Source organism: Desertihabitans brevis (assembly GCF_003327535.1).
Lineage (GTDB): Bacteria > Actinomycetota > Actinomycetes > Propionibacteriales > Propionibacteriaceae > Desertihabitans > Desertihabitans brevis.
Genome location: NZ_QOUI01000001.1, coordinates 340,690 through 359,229 on the forward strand (window position 1 = coordinate 340,690; position 18,540 = coordinate 359,229).

The window sequence follows — 18,540 nt, forward strand, 5'->3', positions numbered from 1 at the left end:
GCCGAGGGTGCGCACGCGGCGGCTGCCGCGGGTGCTGCTGGCGGCGGTGCTCGCGCTGAGCGCCTGGCTGCTGCTGCGCCCCGCCGGCGGGGGAGAACCGCTGCCGGTCGACGACACGGTGCTGCACGGCGCCCTCTTCGCCCTGCTCGCGCTGCTGGGCCACTGGAGCGGCTGGCCCCGGGTCGCGGTGCTGGCCGGCCTGGCGGGCTGGGCGCTGGCCTCGGAGCTGCTGCAGCAGGGCATGGGGCTCGGCCGCACCGGCGACCCGCTCGACCTGCTCGCCGACCTGCTCGGGCTGGCGCTCGGGACGGCCGCCGGGTTGGCCGTCGACCGTCTCCGGAGCCTCCGGCGCGCCGGTCCGGGCCGCGGTCCGTCGGCCTCCCGCTGACGGCCCCGCCCCACGGTCCACCGCCGGACCCATCCGCACCCGTCGCTGCTCCGAATCCTCCTCAACCGACCGGAGGGGGCGACGATGGCCACCGCTCGACGCAGTGCAGACGGACCGGCCCGCGGCCGCTGGGCACGGCGGATCGCCGGCGCGCTGGTGCTGGCCGTGGTCGCCGTGGCGCCGTGGCTGGTGCCCTGGGAGCAGCTGTCCGGCACCTCGGCCGAGGAGACCGCGCCCGCACGGGTGCTGCCCGGGCCCGGGGCGTCGAGCCCGCGATCCCCGGCGCAGCCGCGGCCCGACGTCGACGACGTCCGCGAGCTCGGCGAGGTGGTGGCGGCCGCGACCGGCTACCACCTGCCCGTCTCGCCGGAGGAGCTGGCCGCGCTGAGCACCACGCCGGGGGAGTACCAGGAGCTCGGCCGGGTGCAGATCCCGGCCCTCGACCTGGACGCCGCCTACGGCGAGGGCGTCCACGAGAGCGTGCTCGCGGAGGGCCCCGGACACTGGCCCGGCACCCCGATGCCCGGCCAGGAGGGCAACGCCGTGATCTCCGGGCACCGCAACACCCACACCCAGCCGTTCAAGGAGCTGGACGAGCTCGAGCCGGGGGACGCGGTGGTCGTCAGCACCGCCGGCGGCTCCACCACCTATGAGGTGACCGGGACGACGATCGTGCCCGAGGAGGAGTACAAGGACGCCGTCCTGGCCCAGCCCGGGCCCGGCACCCGCGAGGTGACCCTCTTCGCCTGCCATCCCGAGGGCAACCCGGTCTACCGCATCGTCGTCCGGGCCGAGGCCCGATGACCACCGGCGCCCGCAGCACGCGAGCCGAGGAGGTGGTGACCGACTGACCCATCCGACGGACCCGACAGACCCGACACCACCCAGCAGCGAGGAACCGACATGACCCAACCACAGCAGTTCGTCCGCCCGCAGCCGTTCGGCGGACGTCCGGTGATCCAGTTCCGTGACGACCACAGCCGACGGCGGTTCCTGCAGACCGCCCTCGTGGTCGGCGCCGGCTCGAGCCTGGTCGCGGCCGCCGCCGCGATGCGCGGCGACCCGCGGGCCGTCGCCGACGCCACCGCCAACGACCTGGACATCCTCAACTACGCGCTCACCCTGGAGCACCTGGAGGCGGAGTTCTACACCCAGGGCCTCGACAGCGGTGTCCTCGGCGGCCGCGACCTCGAGCTCGTCGAGCCGATCCGCGACCACGAGCAGGCGCACGTCGAGGCGGTCACCCAGACCATCACCGACCTCGGCGGCGAGCCGGTGGACAAGCCGTCGTTCATGTTCCCCGACGGCACCTTCGACGACAAGGACATGTTCCTCACCAACGCCTCGGCCTTCGAGGAGCTCGGTGTCACCGCCTACCACGGCCAGGTGCCGCGGATCGACGACGCCGACATCCTCGCCGCCGCAGCCGCCATCGCCGGCGTCGAGTCCCGGCACGCGGCCATCGTCGCCGACCTGCTGGGGGAGAACCCGTTCCCGTCGCCGTTCGAGAAGACGATGACGATGGAGCAGGTGCTCGAGCAGGCCAGCACGTTCATCGAGCAGTGACCACGCAGGACGAGAGGAGATCATCATGAACCGCAGGGACCTGATCCGTGGTGCCGCCGTGGCCATCCCCGGCTCCGTGGCGCTCAGCATGCTGTCGGCCAAGTGGGCCTTCGCCGAGGGCGTTGACGACTTCGACGGCCCCGTCGACGTGCTCAACTACGCGCTGACCCTGGAGTACCTGGAGGCGGAGTTCTACCGCCAGGGCAACGAGGCCGGTCTGGCCGAGGGCCGCGCCGCGGACTACCTCAGCACCATCCAGACCGACGAGGAGGCCCACGTGATGGCCCTCCAGGACACCATCGCCCAGCTCGGCGGCACGGCCGTCCCCGCCCCGCAGGTCGACTTCGGCCAGGCCTTCGGCTCGCTGGAGAGCTACCTCGAGACCGCCTACACCTTCGAGAACCTCGGGGTGCAGGCCTACCTCGGAGCGGCTCCGGCCCTGTTCCAGCAGAAGGAGCTGCTGTCGGCGGCCGCGAGCATCTTCGGGGTCGAGGCCCGGCACGCGGCGATCATCGCCAACCTGCAGGAGAAGGCGGCCGAGGGCGGCGTCTACCAGGGCGCGGTGGAGACCCCGGCCGACCGGAGCACGGTGCTGCAGGCCGCGAGCCCGTTCATCGTGGCGGCCCGGACCTACTGACCCGCACCCGGGCGGGCGGACCGCACGGTCCGTCCGCCCGCTCCTGCTCCCCCCGTCCTGGCGCGTGCGCGCTCCTGCGTGAGCCGTTGTCGGCCGGGTAGTCCAGGCCCGACGCCGGAGGGGTGGGCGAACCCCACCCTGACACCCGGACGTCGGGAGGGAAGGGGTATGACGACGACGCAGCCTGATCGCACCGAGGAGTCCGAGGGCGGGCTCAAGCGCACCATCACCGGACGGCTGCTCTACGGCTACGTCCTGGGCGACGTGCTGGGCTCGGGGGTGTACGTCCTCATCGGCGCGGTGGCCGCCGCCGTCGGCGGCGCGTTCTGGCTGGCCTTCGCCGCCGGCGTGGCGGTGGCCACGCTGACCGGGATGGCCTACGCGGAGCTGGTCAGCAAGTACCCCCGCGCCGCCGGAGCCTCGTTGTACGTCCACCACGCCTTCCGGCGCCCGGCACTGACCTTCTTCGTCACCGTCTGCTTCCTCTCCGCCGCCTTCGCCGCCGCGGGTTCGCTGGCCTCCGGGTTCGCCGGGTACTTCACCCAGCTCGTCCAGCAGGCTCCGGTGCTGCTGGTGTCGCTGCTCTTCGTGCTGGCGCTGTGCCTGATCAACTTCATCGGGATCACCGAGTCGGTGGTGGCCAACATGGTGATGACCGTGGTGGAGGTCGCCGGGCTGCTGATCATCCTGGCGGCCGGGGTGGTGCAGGTGGCCCGCGGTGATGCGTCCTGGGGTGTCCTCACCGAGTTCCGCGCGGAGGGCAACCCGGTGTTCGCGGTGGTGGCCGGGGTGGCCCTGGCGTTCTTCGCCATGACCGGCTTCGAGAACGCTGCCAACGTCGCGGAGGAGACCCGGCGACCCGCGATCACCTTCCCGCGGGCGTTGATCGGCGGGATGGCGACCGCCGGGGTCATCTACGTGCTGGTCGCCATGACGGCGGCCCTGGTCGTGCCGGTGGACGTGCTCGGCGGGTCGGAGGCCGCGCTGCTGGAGGTGGTCCGCGCCGGCGTGCTGCCCGTACCGGTGGGCGCGATGATCATCGTCTTCGCCCTGATCGCCATGGTCGCCATCAGCAACACCGCGCTGGTCTCGATCGTCACCCAGTCCCGCGTGCTCTACGGGATGGCGCGCGAGGGTGTCGTGCCGTGGGTCTTCTCCCGGCTGCACCACGCCCGGCGCAGCCCCTGGGTCGGGCTGCTGTTCTCGGGGCTGGTGGTCGGTCTGCTGCTGGTGGTCGGTGCGCTGGTCCAGCTCGTCGACCCCGAGCTCGATCTCGTCGGGCGGCTGGCCACGGTCACCGTGGTGTTCCTGCTCTTCATCTACGCGTTGGTGATCGTCTCGGCCTTCAAGCTCCGCGGCACCGACGAGGCCGACGACGCCTACCGGGCGCCGACCCCGGCGCTGGTGGTCGGCCTGGTCGGCAACGTGGTGCTGCTGGTCTACGTCGTGGTCGACGACCCCAGCTCGCTGCTGTGGGTAGGCGGTCTGCTGCTCGTCGGGCTCGCGCTGTACCTGGCCGCACGCGCGTCCCGCCGCGGACGCGACCCGCTCGCCGGCTACGCCGGCCACGACGCGAAGGAGGGCTGAGATGCACGTCCTGGTCGCCACCGACGGCTCGCGGGAGTCGCTGACCGCTGCGCGCGAGCTGCAGCGCCTGGCCGACCCCGACCGGATCGACGAGGTCACCGTGGTCGCCGTGGTCAGCCCGCTGGCCGCGGTCCCGTTCGCCAACGACCTCGGACGCCCGCGCGACCCCGCCCCTCCCGGCCCGGGCGGGCTCAGCTTCCGCCAGGAGGCCGAGGACGCGGTCGCCGTGGTGGCCGAGCAGCTGGCCCGGTGGGGTCCGCCGGTGCGGCGGCAGGTGCGCAGCGGGTCGGCCGCCGCCGAGATCGTCCGCGCCGCCGAGGAGCTGTCGGCCGACCTGGTGGTGCTGGCCAGCGGCGGCCGCGGGCTGAGCGAGACGGTCCTGCTCGGCAGCACCGCCGCCCGCGTGCAGCACTCCGCACCCTGCGCCGTGCTCGTGGTGCGCCCTCCGGGTCCGCGTCGACCCGGGCGCTGAGCCCGGCCGGCGCTGTCGGGTGCCGCCCCTACCATCGGGGCCGTGACCGATCCCGCCCCGCTGCTGCCCGCCCCCGCGGTGGACGTGGCGCGGGTGGCGGTCGACGTCGGGCTGGCGCACCTGGACCGGGTCTTCGACTACACCGTCCCGGAGTCGATGGGCGAGGACGCGGTCCCCGGCGTCCGGGTGCGGGTGCGCTTCGCCGGTCGGCTGCGTGACGGGTTCGTGCTGGAGCGGGCCGGGGTCAGCACCACCGAGCGCAGCCTGCAGCCGTTGCACAAGGTGGTCTCGGCCGAGCCGGTGCTCAGCCCGGAGGTGGCGCGGCTGGTGCGGGCGGTCGCCGACCACTGGGCCGGGACCTTCGCCGACGTCGTCCGGCTCGCCGTACCGCCGCGGCACGCCGCCACCGAGAAGGCCCCCCGGCGCGAGCGCGCCGCTCCCACGCTGGACGGCTGGACCGCCACGGCCTCGGTGCTGGCCGGCTACCCCTGGGGCGTGCAGTGGCTGGAGGCGGTCGCCCGCGGGGAGTCGCCGCGGGCGTTCTGGCAGGTGGCGCCGACCGCCGGGGTGGCCGGCCGCTGGGCCGAGGGGTTCGCCGACGCCGCCGCGGCCACGGTGCGCTCGGGCCGCGGCGCGCTGGCCGTGGTGCCCGACACCCACGACCTCGACCTGCTGGAGCGGGCCTGCCGGGAGCGGCTCGGCCCCGACGCGGTGGTCCGGCTGACCGCCGACGCCGGCCCCTCCACCCGCTACCGGGCCTTCCTGGCCGCCCGCCGCGGCGACGTGCCGGTGGTGGTCGGCACCCGGGCGGCCGCGTTCGCCCCGGTGCAGCGGCTCGGGCTGGTGGCGCTGTGGGACGACGGGGACGACCTGCACGCCGAGCCGCGCGCCCCCTACCCGCACGCCCGTGACGTGCTCGCCATCCGCGCCGCGCAGTCCCGGGCGGCGGTGCTGGTCGCCTCCCACGCCCGCTCGGCGGAGGTGCAGCGCTGGCTCGAGGACGGCTGGCTGCGTCCGGTGCAGCTGGCGCCGCGGGAGCTGCGGCGCGCCAGCGCGGGCGTCCGGGTCGCCGCCGACAGCGACCGCGCCCTGGAGCGCGACCCGCACGCCGAGGTGGCCCGGCTGCCGCACGAGGTGTTCCAGGTCATCCGGGCCGGGCTCAGCCGCGGGCCGGTGCTGGTGCAGGTGCCACGGGCGGGCCACCTGCTCGCCCTGCTGTGCGCCGACTGCCGCACCCCGGCCCGCTGCGGCCACTGCTCGGGGCGGCTGGAGACGACGCCGGCCCGCCTCCCCGGCTCCGCACCGGCGGGCCGGGGAGCCGACCGGGGGTTGCCGAGCTGCCGCTGGTGCGGCCGGCTGCAGACGGACTGGCGCTGCGAGGAGTGCGGCAGCCCCCGCTGGCGCGCCCCGGTGGTGGGGGCCTCCCGCACCGCCCACGAGCTCGGCCGTGCCTTCCCGAACACCCGGGTGGTCTCGGCCACCGCCGGCGAGGCCCGCGACCCGGTGCGGGGCGAGCACGTGCTGGTGGTCGCCACCCCCGGCGCGGAGCCGCGGGCCGAGGACGGCTACGCCGCGGCCGTCCTGCTCGACACCCCGCTGCTCCTCGGGCGGCCCGACCTGCGGGCCGCGGAGGAGGCGCTGCGACGCTGGCTCAACGTGGTCGCCCTGGTCCGCCCGGGCGACCAGGACGGCACCGTGATCGCGGTCGGGCCCAGCGGCGCCCGGGCCCTGCAGGCGCTGGTGCGGCTCGACCCCGGCGGCTTCGCGGCCCGGGAGCTGGCCGAGCGGGCCGAGGCGCACCTGGGGCCGGCGTGGCGCACCGTCACCGTCGAGGGCGGCGCGGAGGCCGTCCGGCAGCTGCACTCGCTGCTCGAGGCCGACCGGCTCGAGGCGGTCGGGGTGGAGGTGCTCGGCCCGGTCGAGCTGGACGCCACCGCCGACGGGGAGCGGCACCGGCTGGTGCTGCGCTGCCCGCCGGCCGGCGGGTCCGAGCTGGTCCGTCAGGTGCGCCAGGCCCAGTCGGTGCGCAGCGCGCGCAAGAGCGAGGGGGCCCTGCGGGTCCGGGTCGACCCGGTGGTCTTCGGCTGAGCGGACGTCCCCGCCTGGTCGTGGGCCGGGACCGTCGGCGGTCGGGCCTACACTGCGGCAGGTGCGCCTGGTCTTCGCCGGCACGCCCGAGGTGGCGGTGCCCTCCCTCGACGCCCTGCTCGCCTCCTCCCACGAGGTGGTGGCGGTCGTCACCCGTCCCGACGCGCCCAGCGGCCGCGGCAAACGGCTCACCCCGAGCCCGGTCGCGCTGCGGGCCGAGGCGGCCGGTCTGCCGGTGCTCAAGCCGGCGCACCCCCGTGAGGAGGAGTTCGTCGACGCGCTGACCGCGCTGCGGCCCGACTGCTGCCCGGTGGTGGCCTACGGCGCACTGGTGCCGCAGCGGGTGCTCGACATCCCGACCCACGGCTGGGTCAACCTGCACTTCTCGCTGCTGCCGGCCTGGCGTGGGGCCGCCCCGGTGCAGCACGCCGTCCTCAACGGCGACACCGAGACCGGGGCGACGACCTTCCGGCTGGTCCGCGAGATGGACGCCGGACCGGTCTTCGGCGAGGTGCGCGACCGGATCGGCCCGACCGACACCTCCGGCGACCTGCTGGCCCGGCTGGCCCGCTCCGGCGCCGACCTGCTGGTGCGCACCCTGGACGAGATCGAGGCCGGCACCGCCACCCCGGTCGAGCAGCCGACCGAGGGGGTCTCGCTGGCGCCGAAGATCACCGTCGCCGACGCCGAGCTGGACTGGAGCCGGCCCGCGGAGGTGCTCGACCGAACCATCCGCGGCTGCTCCCCGGCGCCGGGTGCGTGGACCACCTTCCGCGGCGAGCGGTTCAAGATCGGTTCGGCCACCCTCACCGACGAGCAGCTGCCGCCTGGGCGGATCGCCGTCACCAAGCGCGCGATGCGGGTCGGCACCGGCACGGTCGCCCTCGAGCTCGGGCAGGTGCAGCCGCCGGGCAAGAAGCCGATGGCCGCCGCCGACTGGGCCCGGGGCGTCCAGCTCGACCCCGAGGAGTCGCTGGGGTGAGCCCGGCCCGAGGCCGCACGCGGCGACGTCCCCGGGTGGACCAGGCCCGGCGGGTCGCCTACGACGCGCTGCGGGCCGTGCACGCCTCCGACGCCTACGCCAACCTCGTGCTGTCGGACCTGCTGGCCCAGCGCCGGCTCACCGGACGCGACGCCGCCTTCGCCACCGAGCTGCTGCACGGCACCTGCCGCGGCGAGGGCAGCTACGACCGGGTCGTGGCCGCCGCCTCCGGCCGCGCCGTCACCGACCTCCAGCCGGCGGTGCTCGACGTGCTGCGCCTCGGCACCCACCAGCTGCTGCGGATGGACGTCCCCGACCACGCGGCGGTCGCCACCTCGGTCGACCTCGCCCGCAGCGCCGTCGGCGAGCGGGTGGCCGGGCTGGTCAACGCGGTGCTGCGCCGGGTGGGGGAGCGCAGCTGGGAGCAGTGGGTGGACCACCTGGGCGCCGCGCTGCCCGCGCCGGAGCGACTGGCGCTGGCCACCGCGCACCCGCGCTGGGTGGTGGACGCCTTCACCGACCTGCTCGGGGACGAGGCCGCCGACGCCCTCGCCGCCGACAACGTGACACCGATGACCACCCTGGTGCGGCGACCGGGACTGGTGGAGCCCGACGAGCTGCGGGCCGCCGGCGCCGAGCCGACCGGGCTGTCCCCGTTCGGCTGGCGGGTCAGCGGCAACCCCGGCGACCTCGCCGCGGTGCGCGAGGGCCGGGCCGGGGTCCAGGACGAGGGTTCGCAGCTGGTCGCGCTGGCGCTGGCCCGGGCCGAGGCCCCCGAGGGGCCCTGGCTCGACCTGTGCGCGGGACCGGGGGGCAAGACCGCGCTGCTGGCCGCGCTGGCCGGCCCGGGCACCCGGGTGGTCGCCGCGGAGCGGCAGCCGCACCGCGCGCAGCTGGTGCGTCAGGCCGTCCGGGCCCGGTCCGAGCCGCCGCTGGTGGTGACCGCCGACGGCACCCGCCCGCCGTGGCGTGCGGGCTCGTTCGCGAAGGTGCTGGCCGACGTGCCCTGCACCGGGCTGGGTGCGCTGCGACGCCGCCCGGAGGCCCGGTGGCGGCGCCGGCCCGAGGACGTCCCCGAGCTGCACCCGCTGCAGCTGCGGCTGCTCACCGCCGCCCTCGACTCGACCCGCCCGGGCGGGGTGACGGCCTACGTGACCTGCTCCCCGCACCGCACCGAGACGGTCGAGGTGGTGCAGGAGGTGCTGGCCGGACGCGACGACGTCGAGGTGGTGCCGGCCGCGCCGCTGCTGCCCGAGGTGTCCGACGCCGCCCTCGGCGACTTCGTCCAGCTGTGGCCGCACCGGCACGGCACCGACGCGATGTTCCTGGCGCTGCTGCGCCGCACGGGCTGAGCCGTGGCGAGGAGGAGGTCGCACCGCCGCCGCCTCCTCGGCGACCTGAGGTCCCCCGATCCCGGCGCCTGATCCGAGCGATTCCCTCGGACCGGGGCGGCGGCGGTGCATGCCCAGCATGGGTCAGCCGGCAGGCCGTCCGACAGGGCCGAAGGTCCCGACCCTGCGACACGGGACGGCTCAGTCGGGCGCCGGCCCGCCGGCGCGGCGCCGGTCGCCGTAGACGGCGGCCTGGGTGCGGCGTTGCAGCCCGAGCTTGGCCAGCAGGCTGGAGACGTTGTTCTTCACCGTCTTCTCGGCCAGGAACAGCCGTTCGGCGATCTCCCGGTTGGTCAGCCCGTCGGCGATCAGCTCGAGCACCTGCCGCTCACGCTCGCTCAGCCGGACCTCGGCCGGCGGCCGCTCGGGCGACGGGCCGGGGTCGGGTGCCGGGCCGAGCAGCGAGCGGCCGGCGGCCACGGAGCGGATCGCCTCGACCAGGGAGTTGCCGCGGATGGCCTTGAGCAGGTAGCCCGCGGCGCCGGCGCGCGCGGCGGCGGACCGGGTCTCCTCGTCGTCGTAGGAGGTGAGGATGAGGCAGCGGACCTCCGGGTGGGCCGCCCGGACGTCGCGGCACACGTCGATCCCGCTGCCGTCGGGCAGCCGGGCGTCCAGGACGGCCACCGTCGGGGCGCAGGCGGGGATCCGGCGGCGCGCCTCCTCGGCGGTGGCGGCCTCGCCCACCACGACGAGGTCCTCGGTGGCGCTGATGAGGTCGATCAGCCCGCGCCGGACCAGCTCGTGGTCGTCGAGCACGAAGACGCCGGTCACCCCGGGCCGTCGGGACGCTGCGGGATGCTCCATCGCAGGCTGGCACCTCCTCCGGGGCCCGTCGACAGGGTGAGGGTGCCGCCGTGCCGGATGGCGCGGTGTTCCAGGTTCGCCAGACCGCTGCGGCGGTCGGAGGCACCGAAACCGCGGCCGTCGTCGCTCACCGTGACCGTCAGCCGGCCGGCGTCGGCGTCCACCCGGACCCGGACGCAGGTGGCGCCGGCGTGCCGGACGCAGTTGCTGACCGCCTCCCGCAGCACCGCGGTGAGGTCGCCCAGCAGCCGGCGGTCGAGCGTCTCGAGCGGGCCGCCGGTGGTGGTCTCGGGCGGCACCGGCAGACCCGCCGCCGCGCTGGCGACGGTGCGCCGGACGAGGTCGGCGACGGTGCCGGCCGGGATCACCTCGCCCAGGGCGACGATGGTCGAGCGGATCTGCTCGATGGTGTCGTCCAGGTCCTTGACCACCCCGGCGACCCGCCCGGCCGCGGCCCGGTCCTCGCTCGAGGCCACCACGCTCTGCAGCCGTAGACCGGCGGCGAAGAGCCGCTGGATGGTGTGGTCGTGCAGGTCGCGGGCGATCCGGTCCCGCTCGTCGAGCACCTCCAGCCGGTACCGGGCCGCCCGCGCGGCGGCCAGCTCGAGCGTGAGCGCCGCCTGGTCGGCGAAGTTCTCCGCCATCTCCATCAGGTCCTGGTCGAAGGGTGGCCGGTCGGCCATCCGGGCGGCCACGATCGCGCCCCGCGACCCGCCGCCCTGCAGCGGGACGACCATCGCGCTGGTCACCTCGGACAGCGCGGCCCTCAGGTGCAGCCAGGGCGGGTTCGGTGCGGTGTCCAGGTGGCGCAGCAGCATCCCCCGGCCCTCCGTCATGACGTGCTGGGCGACGGCACCGGCGCGCGGGTAGCGCAGCCCCCGGACGCGGTGCGCCTCGGCCCCGGTGGCCACGACCACCTCCAGCTGCTCGGCGTCGAGCGGTCGCACGACGCTCACCACGTCGGCCCCGGCCAGCTGCAGCACGGTGTCGGAGAGCCGCTGCAGCACCGTCAGCTCGTCCTCGGCCAGGGTGACCAGCAGGCGGTTGATGTCGGCCGAGGCCCGCAGCCAGTCCTGCTGGCGCTGCGCCCGGTCGTAGAGGCGGGCGTTGTCCACGGCGTTGCCGGCGGTCTCGGCCAGCGCGGTGACGACCGCCTCGTCGTCGGTGGTGAACGGTCCGCCTGCGCGGTCGGCCAGGTAGAGGTTCCCGACCACCCCGGAGCGGGCCCGGACCGGGACACCGAGGAAGCTGGTCATCGGCGGGTGGCCGGGAGGGAACCCGCTGGACAGCGGGTGCTCCGACAGCCGCTCGAGCCGCACGGGCCGGGGGTCGTCCACCAGCGCGCCGAGCAGACCGCGTCCCCGGGGGTGCTGCCCGATGGCGGTCACCTGCTCCTCGTCGACTCCGACGTGCACGAACTCGTCCAGCGTCCCGTCCGCGGCGAGGATCCCCAGCGCCGCGTAGCGCGCCCCCGACACCTTCCGGGCGACCCTGACCACCCGGGCGAGCACGTCGGCGAGCGACAGGTCCTGCACCAGCGCCCGCTGCGCCTCCAGCAGCTGCGCCAGCCGGTCGGGCGGGATGGACGCGCTCAACGGGGCGACCCGGTCCATGGCCTGACATTACGCCCCCGTCGACGGGAAGGGTGCAGGGCTTGCCCGCGCGGGTAGACACGGGGCATGAGTCGTATCGCCGTCGTCGGAGGCCACGGGTCCGTGGCCCGTCACCTGCACCCCCTGCTCGTCGCGGCCGGGCACACCCCGCTCGCCCTGGTCCGCAACCGCGACCACCTCGCCGAGCTCGAGGCGCTCGGCGCCGAGGTGGGCCTGCTCGACATCGAGAGCAGCGACGTGGACGCCTTCGCGGCGGCCTTCGCCGGGTGCGACGCCGTGGTGTTCGCCGCCGGGGCTGGCGCGGACGGCAAGGTCGAGCGCAAGCGCACCGTCGACCTCGAGGGTTCGACCAAGTCCGTCGCCGCCGCCGAGCAGGCCGGCATCCGCCGCTTCGTGCAGGTCTCGGCGATGGGGGTGGACCAGCCGCTGGGCGAGGACGTCTCCGACGTCTGGCGGGCCTACGTCGAGGCCAAGCGGGACGCCGACGCCGTCCTGCGCGCGAGCTCGCTGGACTGGACGGTCGTCCGGCCCGGCCAGCTCACCGACGACGAGCCGACCGGGCGGGTGGACCTGCGCGAGCACGTCGAGCGCGGTGCGGTGCCGCGGGCCGACGTGGCCGCGGTGGTGGCGGCCTGCCTGGCCGACGACCGCTCGGTGGGCGCGCAGTTCGAGCTGGTCAGCGGGCCCGAGCCGATCGAGGCCGCCGTGGCCACCGCACCACGTTTCGCCGGCTGACCCGGCTAGGGTTCGGGCCGTGGGGATCCGCATCACGCCGTCCATCCTGAGCGCCGACTTCACCCGGCTGGGTGAGGAGGTCGACCGGATCGCCAGCGCCGACGGCGTCCACGTCGACGTGATGGACAACCACTTCGTGCCCAACCTCACCCTCGGTCTGCCGGTGGTGGAGGCGCTGCGGGCGCGCACCGACCAGCTGCTCGACATCCACCTGATGATCGAGGACGCCGACCGCTGGGCTCCGGCCTACGCCGAGGCGGGCGCGGAGAGCGTCACCTTCCACGTGGAGGCGGCGCGCGCCCCGGTGCGGCTGGCCCGCGAGCTGCGCAGCCTCGGTGCGCGGGCGTCGATGGCGCTCAAGCCCGCCACCCCGGTCGAGCCCTACGCCGACCTGCTCGGCGAGCTCGACATGGTGCTCATCATGACCGTCGAGCCCGGCTTCGGCGGACAGAAGTTCCTCGACCTCTGCCTGCCCAAGATCCGCCGCACCCGCGAGCTGCTCGCCCCGCTGGGCAAGGACGTGTGGGTGCAGGTCGACGGCGGCATCTCCGAGTCGACCATCGAACGGTGCGTCGAGGCCGGCGCCGACACCTTCGTCGCCGGCTCCGCGGTCTTCGGCGCCGACGACCCCGACGCCATGGTCCGCCACCTCCGCACCCTCGCCGAGGCCGCCACCCCCGCCTGAACCCCGCCCGCGTGTATGTCATCGCGGTCACGGACGGCGTGTCGCGGCGTGTCGGGGGGCGTGGGCTCTTCTGCGCACACGATCCCAGGGAGCGAGAGCGGCCACACCGGCGCGAGCACCACGGCCCGGGGCGCGTGTGTCCAGCGGCGCCCGGTGCGCGGTCGGCCGGGTTGTCCCCTGGGAACGTGTCCGCCGCGGGCGCCGGGGAGCGGGACACGCCGCGACACGCCGCGCGTGACCGCGATGACATACACGGGTTCAGGGGGTTCGGCCGGGCCCGCCCGCGGCGGGGGAGGGGCGGTCAGGCCGTGGTGACGGGGAGCGGCTCGTGGCGGACGGGGAAGCTGACGCTGCGGGCGATGAAGCAGAGGCCGTTCGCGGTGTGGTGCAGCTCGTCCAGGTCGGTGCGGGAGCCGGCGGCCACCGTCACGCGGGGACGCAGCACCGCCTCGACGAACTCGCCGCTGCCGTCGGGGTGGACGCGCATGGTCGCCTCGGCGGCGTCGCGGTAGCCGGTCACCACCACGCCCTCGCGGACGCACACGTGCAGGAACGACAGCAGGTGGCACTGGGCCAGCGCGGCCAGCAGCAGCTGCTCGGGGTTCCAGCGGTCGGTGTCCCCGCGGAAGGTCGGGTCGGCCGAGCCGAGCAGGTCGGGGCGTCCCTCGGTGCTGACGACGTGGTCACGGCCGTAGCTGCGGTAGCCCGCGGTGCCGGTGCCCCGGGCGCCGGTCCAGCGGACGTCGACCGCGTAGCGGTGCTGGTCGTTCACTGCCCGCGGCGGCGCAGGTAGCGCTGGAACTCCGCGGCGATCGCGTCGCCGGTGGCGTCGGGCAGCTCGGTCTCGTCCTGCTGGCGCTCCAGGGTGGCGATGTACTCGGCGACCTCGGAGTCCTCGCTGGCCAGCTCGTCCACCCCGCGCTCCCAGGCCCGGCTCAGCTCGGGCAGGTCGCCCAGCTGCAGGGACTGGCCGAGGAAGTCCTCGACCCGGTTGAGCAGCGCCAGGGTGGCCTTCGGGCTGGGGGCGTGGGACACGTAGTGCGGCACGGCCGCCCACAGCGAGACGACCTTGATCCCGGCCTCGGCGCAGGCGGCGGTGATCACCCCGGTGATCCCGGTCGGCCCCTCGTAGGTGGACAGCTCCAGCCCGAGCTCCTCGGCCTGCGTCACGGTGGTGGTCGACCCGCTGACCGGGATCGGCCGGGTGTGCGGGGTGTCGGCCAGCAGCGCCCCGAGCACGATCACCTGCGGGTCGTCCCAGCTGCGCATCATCGACACCAGCGTCCGGGCGTACTGGCGCCAGCGCATGTTCGGCTCCGGCCCGCTCACCAGCACGAGGTCGCGGTCGTCCAGCCGGGCCACCTCCACCGAGGTGGTCGGCCAGCTGATCTCGGTCTCGGTCGGCTCGGGCCGCGACACCTGCGGGCGGTTGACCTGGAAGTCGTAGTAGTCGTCCGGGTCCAGCTCGAAGGCGAGCTCGGCGTCGAACTGGTCGCCCAGGTGCTCCACGGCCTGGCTGGCGGCGTTGCCGGCGTCGTTCCAGCCGGTGAAGGCCATCACCACGAGCGGGCGGCGCAGCTCGCGGAGCGGGATGAGGTGCTGCTCGGACATGCCGACACTCTATGTCGCGGCTCCCTCCGTGCGGCTCCGACGGGCGCACCAACCGGGTCGGGGACGTCGCGGCACCGGTGTCAGGATCCGGTCAGCCCCGGGCGGGCTGGCGCCGCTTCCTAGGCTGGGGAGACGGCCCGGGACCCGGGCCGGCCACGTCGTCCCGCCAGGAGCCGTCCATGACCGCCACCCAGGCACCCGCACCCGCGACCGTCCCGGAGACGGTCGGGGCCGCGCTGCGTCCTGACTGCACCGAGCAGCTGACCGAGCTGCTGCGTCGCCGGGTGATGGTGATCGACGGGGCCATGGGCACCGCGATCCAGCGCGACCGGCCCTCGGAGGACGGCTACCGCGGCGAGCGGTTCGCCGACTGGCCGGTCGACCTGCAGGGCAACAACGACCTGCTCAGCCTCACCCAGCCGCAGATCATCGCCGGTATCCACCGCGAGTACCTCCACGCCGGTGCCGACGTGATCGAGACCAACACCTTCAGCGCCACCGCGATCGCGCTGGCCGACTACCGGATGTCGGAACTGGCCTACGAGCTCAACCTCGTCTCCGCCCGGCTGGCCCGCGCCGAGGCCGACGCCGTCACCGCCGCCGACCCGGGACGTCCGCGGTTCGTCGCCGGCGCGCTCGGCCCCACCAACCGGACCGCCTCGATCAGCCCCGACGTCAACGACCCCGGCGCGCGCAACGTCACCTTCGACGAGCTGGTCGAGGCCTACGCGACCGCCACCCGCGGCCTGCTCGACGGCGGTGCGGACCTGCTGGTGGTCGAGACGATCTTCGACACCCTGAACGCCAAGGCCGCGATCTACGCCATCGAGGAGGTGTTCGAGGAGCACGGCCGGCGCTGGCCGCTGATCATCTCCGGCACCATCACCGACGCCTCCGGACGCACCCTGTCCGGCCAGACCACCGAGGCGTTCTGGCACTCGGTGCGCCACGCCCGCCCGCTGCTGGTCGGGCTGAACTGCGCGCTGGGCGCCCGGGAGATGCGGCCCTACCTGGCCGAGCTGTCGCGGGTCGCCGAGGCCTTCGTCTCCTGCTACCCCAACGCCGGGCTGCCCAACGCCTTCGGCGAGTACGACGAGGTGGCCTCCGAGACCGCGGCCATCGTCGCCGAGTTCGCCGAGGCGGGGCTGGTCAACATGGTCGGTGGTTGCTGCGGCACCACACCGGACCACATCCGCGCCATCGCGGCGGCGGTGCAGGGACGCCCCCCGCGCGAGCCCGCGACCGTCCGGCCCGCGCTGCGGCTGTCGGGGCTGGAGCCGCTCACCGTCGACGCCGACAGCCTGTTCGTCAACATCGGCGAGCGCACCAACGTCACCGGTTCGGCCCGCTTCCGCACCCTGATCAAGGACGGCGACTACGACACCGCGCTGTCGGTGGCGGCCCAGCAGGTCGAGAACGGCGCCCAGGTGATCGACGTCAACATGGACGAGGGCATGCTCGACGGCGTCGCCGCGATGGACCGCTTCCTCAAGCTGGTCGCCTCCGAGCCCGACATCAGCCGGGTGCCGGTGATGGTCGACAGCTCGAAGTTCCCCGTCATCGAGGCCGGCCTCAAGTGCCTGCAGGGCAAAGCCATCGTCAACTCGATCTCGCTGAAGGAGGGGGAGGGACCCTTCCGCGAGCAGGCCGAGGTCGTGCGCCGGCACGGCGCGGCGGCCGTGGTGATGGCCTTCGACGAGCAGGGCCAGGCCGACACCCTGCAGCGGCGCCAGGAGATCTGCGCCCGGGCCTACCGGATCCTCGTCGAGGAGCTCGACTTCCCGCCCGAGGACATCATCTTCGACCCCAACGTGTTCGCGGTCGCGACCGGCATCGAGGAGCACGCCCGCTACGGGCTGGACTTCATCGACGCGGTGCGCTGGATCAAGCAGAACCTGCCCGGGGCACGGGTCTCCGGCGGCATCTCCAACGTCTCGTTCTCCTTCCGCGGCAACAACCCGGTGCGCGAGGCGATCCACGCCGTCTTCCTGTTCCACGCCATCGAGGCCGGCCTCGACATGGGCATCGTCAACGCCGGCGCCCTGGTGGTGCTGGACGAGGTCGACCCCGAGCTGCGGGAGCGGATCGAGGACGTCATCCTCAACCGGCGCCCCGACGCCACCGAGCGCCTGCTGGAGGTGGCCGAGCGGTTCCGCGGCAGCGGCGAGACGGCGGAGAAGGCGACCGACGAGTGGCGGACGAAGCCGGTCGAGGAGCGGATCACCCACGCCCTGGTCAAGGGCATCGACACCTTCGTCGAGGCCGACACCGAGGAGCTGCGCCAGCAGATCGCCGACCGCGGCGGGCGTCCGATCGAGGTGATCGAGGGTCCGCTGATGGACGGCATGAACGTCGTCGGCGACCTGTTCGGGGCCGGCCGGATGTTCCTGCCGCAGGTCGTGAAGTCGGCCCGGGTGATGAAGAAGGCGGTCGCCTACCTGATCCCCTTCATCGAGGCCGAGAAGGCCGCCGCCCCGCAGCCGGACGCCGACGGCGCCGGGGCCGCGCCTGGTCGCAAGGAGACCAACGGCACCATCGTCATGGCGACGGTGAAGGGCGACGTGCACGACATCGGCAAGAACATCGTCGGGGTCGTGCTGCAGTGCAACAACTACGAGGTGGTCGACCTCGGGGTGATGGTGCCGGCGCAGAAGATCATCGCCGCGGCCAAGGAGCACGACGCCGACATCATCGGGCTGTCCGGGCTGATCACCCCGAGCCTGGACGAGATGTCGGCCTTCGCCGCCGAGATGCAGGCCCAGCAGATGACCATCCCGCTGCTGATCGGCGGGGCCACCACCTCCCGCGCGCACACCGCGGTCAAGGTCGACCCCCGCTACGACGGGCCGGTGGTGTGGGTCAAGGACGCCTCACGCTCGGTGCCGACCGCGGCCGCGCTGCTGCACGAGGAGCGGCGTCCCGCCCTGCTGGCCGACGTGCAGCGCGACTACGACGCGCTGCGCACCCGCCACGCCGGCAAGCAGGACCGCAAGCTCATCCCGCTGGTCGAGGCCCGCCGCCGGGCGACCCCGGTCGACTGGACCGGCTACGAGCCGCCGCAGCCGAACCAGCTGGGCGTGCACGTCCTCGACGACTACCCGCTGGCCGAGCTTGTCGAGTACATCGACTGGCAGCCGTTCTTCAACGCCTGGGAGATGAAGGGACGCTTCCCCGACATCCTGCACGCCCCGGCCTCGGGGGAGGCCGCCCGCCGGCTCTACGGCGACGCCCGGGCGATGCTGCAGCAGATGGTCGAGGAGCGCTGGATCACCGCGCGCGGGGTGTACGGGCTGTTCCCCGCCAACCGGGTCGGCGACGACACCGAGCTCTACACCGGCGCCGACCGCACCGAGGTGCTGGCCACCCTGCACCACCTGCGCCAGCAGGGCGACCACCGCGAGGGCGTCCCGCACCGGTCGCTGGCCGACTACGTGGCCCCCCGCGAGACCGGGCTGGCCGACCACGTCGGCGCCTTCGCGGTGACCGCCGGTCTCGGCCTGCCCGAGCGGGTGCAGGCGTTCAAGGAGGCGCTGGACGACTACTCCGCGATCCTCGCCGAGGCGCTGGCCGACCGGCTGGCCGAGGCCTTCGCCGAGCGGCTGCACGAGCGGGTGCGCACCGAGTTCTGGGGCCACGCCGCGGCCGAGAAGCTGAGCAACGAGGACCTGATCGCCGAGCGCTACACCGGCATCCGGCCCGCCCCGGGCTACCCGGCCTGCCCCGAGCACACCGAGAAGCAGACGCTGTGGCGGCTGCTGGACGTGGAGGCCAGCACCGGGATCACGCTGACCGAGTCGATGGCGATGTGGCCCGGCGCCTCGGTGTCGGGCTGGTACTTCTCCCACCCCCAGGCGCAGTACTTCGTGGTGGGCCGGCTCGGCCGCGACCAGGTGGCCGACTACGCCGAGCGCAAGGGCTGGGACCTGGCGACCGCCGAGCGCTGGCTGTCGGCCAACCTCGGCTACGACCCCGACGACTGAC

At 74.7% G+C, this 18,540-nt stretch carries 16 protein-coding genes; 12 read left to right on the top strand and 4 right to left on the bottom strand.

What is annotated here, in order from left to right:
• Positions 1–7 precede the first annotated feature (7 nt).
• From DT076_RS01515 to DT076_RS01555, 9 genes are all read left to right on the top strand, one after another.
• A complete protein-coding gene (locus DT076_RS01515) occupies positions 8–388 on the top strand; it encodes a hypothetical protein (RefSeq protein ID WP_114124867.1) in 381 nt (126 codons plus the stop codon).
• An 84-nt stretch (positions 389–472) separates the two neighbouring features.
• A complete protein-coding gene (locus tag DT076_RS01520) occupies positions 473–1,192 on the top strand; it encodes a class E sortase (protein WP_114124868.1) in 720 nt (239 codons plus the stop codon).
• 99 nt (positions 1,193–1,291) lie between these two features.
• Entirely contained in the window at positions 1,292–1,954 is a 663-nt protein-coding gene (locus DT076_RS01525) for a ferritin-like domain-containing protein (RefSeq protein ID WP_114124869.1), read from the top strand.
• A gap of 25 nt (positions 1,955–1,979) precedes the next feature.
• Positions 1,980–2,591 (top strand): ferritin-like domain-containing protein, encoded by a 612-nt coding sequence (locus DT076_RS01530; RefSeq protein ID WP_199538875.1) that lies wholly within the window; start codon positions 1,980–1,982, stop codon positions 2,589–2,591.
• Between the two features lie 168 nt (positions 2,592–2,759).
• Positions 2,760–4,178, top strand: a complete 1,419-nt coding sequence (locus tag DT076_RS01535) for an APC family permease (protein WP_114124871.1) — start codon at positions 2,760–2,762, stop codon at positions 4,176–4,178.
• 1 nt (position 4,179) lies between these two features.
• Positions 4,180–4,650, top strand: a complete 471-nt coding sequence (locus DT076_RS01540; protein ID WP_114124872.1) for a universal stress protein — start codon at positions 4,180–4,182, stop codon at positions 4,648–4,650.
• A gap of 42 nt (positions 4,651–4,692) precedes the next feature.
• Positions 4,693–6,738 carry a primosomal protein N' gene (locus tag DT076_RS01545; protein WP_199538876.1) on the top strand — a complete coding sequence of 682 codons (2,046 nt, stop codon included), beginning with the start codon at positions 4,693–4,695 and terminating at the stop codon, positions 6,736–6,738.
• Between the two features lie 61 nt (positions 6,739–6,799).
• A complete protein-coding gene (gene fmt, locus DT076_RS01550; RefSeq protein ID WP_114124873.1) occupies positions 6,800–7,720 on the top strand; it encodes a methionyl-tRNA formyltransferase in 921 nt (306 codons plus the stop codon).
• Entirely contained in the window at positions 7,717–9,072 is a 1,356-nt protein-coding gene (locus DT076_RS01555) for an RsmB/NOP family class I SAM-dependent RNA methyltransferase (protein WP_114124874.1), read from the top strand. The genes fmt and DT076_RS01555 overlap by 4 nt, the downstream gene beginning before the upstream one ends.
• 180 nt (positions 9,073–9,252) lie before the next feature.
• On the opposite strand, the gene DT076_RS01560 is transcribed toward DT076_RS01555, so the two are convergent.
• The gene (locus DT076_RS01560; RefSeq protein WP_114124875.1) at positions 9,253–9,915 is read right to left on the bottom strand and encodes a response regulator; all 663 of its coding nucleotides are present in this window, start codon (positions 9,913–9,915) and stop codon (positions 9,253–9,255) included.
• Positions 9,879–11,528, bottom strand: a complete 1,650-nt coding sequence (locus DT076_RS01565) for a sensor histidine kinase (protein WP_114124876.1) — start codon at positions 11,526–11,528, stop codon at positions 9,879–9,881. The genes DT076_RS01560 and DT076_RS01565 overlap by 37 nt, the downstream gene beginning before the upstream one ends.
• A gap of 66 nt (positions 11,529–11,594) precedes the next feature.
• Between DT076_RS01565 and DT076_RS01570 the strand changes: the two genes are divergently transcribed.
• Complete coding sequence (locus tag DT076_RS01570) at positions 11,595–12,263, top strand: NAD(P)H-binding protein (RefSeq protein WP_114124877.1); 669 nt, start codon at positions 11,595–11,597, stop codon at positions 12,261–12,263.
• Positions 12,264–12,282: 19 nt separating this feature from the next.
• The gene (rpe, locus tag DT076_RS01575) at positions 12,283–12,948 is read left to right on the top strand and encodes a ribulose-phosphate 3-epimerase (RefSeq protein WP_114124878.1); all 666 of its coding nucleotides are present in this window, start codon (positions 12,283–12,285) and stop codon (positions 12,946–12,948) included.
• A gap of 301 nt (positions 12,949–13,249) precedes the next feature.
• On the opposite strand, the gene DT076_RS01580 is transcribed toward rpe, so the two are convergent.
• Positions 13,250–13,720, bottom strand: a complete 471-nt coding sequence (locus DT076_RS01580; protein WP_114124879.1) for an OsmC family protein — start codon at positions 13,718–13,720, stop codon at positions 13,250–13,252.
• A complete protein-coding gene (locus tag DT076_RS01585; protein WP_114124880.1) occupies positions 13,717–14,559 on the bottom strand; it encodes a PAC2 family protein in 843 nt (280 codons plus the stop codon). Before DT076_RS01585 ends, DT076_RS01580 begins: the two co-directional genes overlap by 4 nt.
• A gap of 179 nt (positions 14,560–14,738) precedes the next feature.
• Between DT076_RS01585 and metH the strand changes: the two genes are divergently transcribed.
• Positions 14,739–18,539, top strand: coding sequence for a methionine synthase (gene metH / locus DT076_RS01590; protein WP_114124881.1), 3,801 nt, complete (start codon positions 14,739–14,741; stop codon positions 18,537–18,539).
• Position 18,540: the final 1 nt, after the last annotated feature.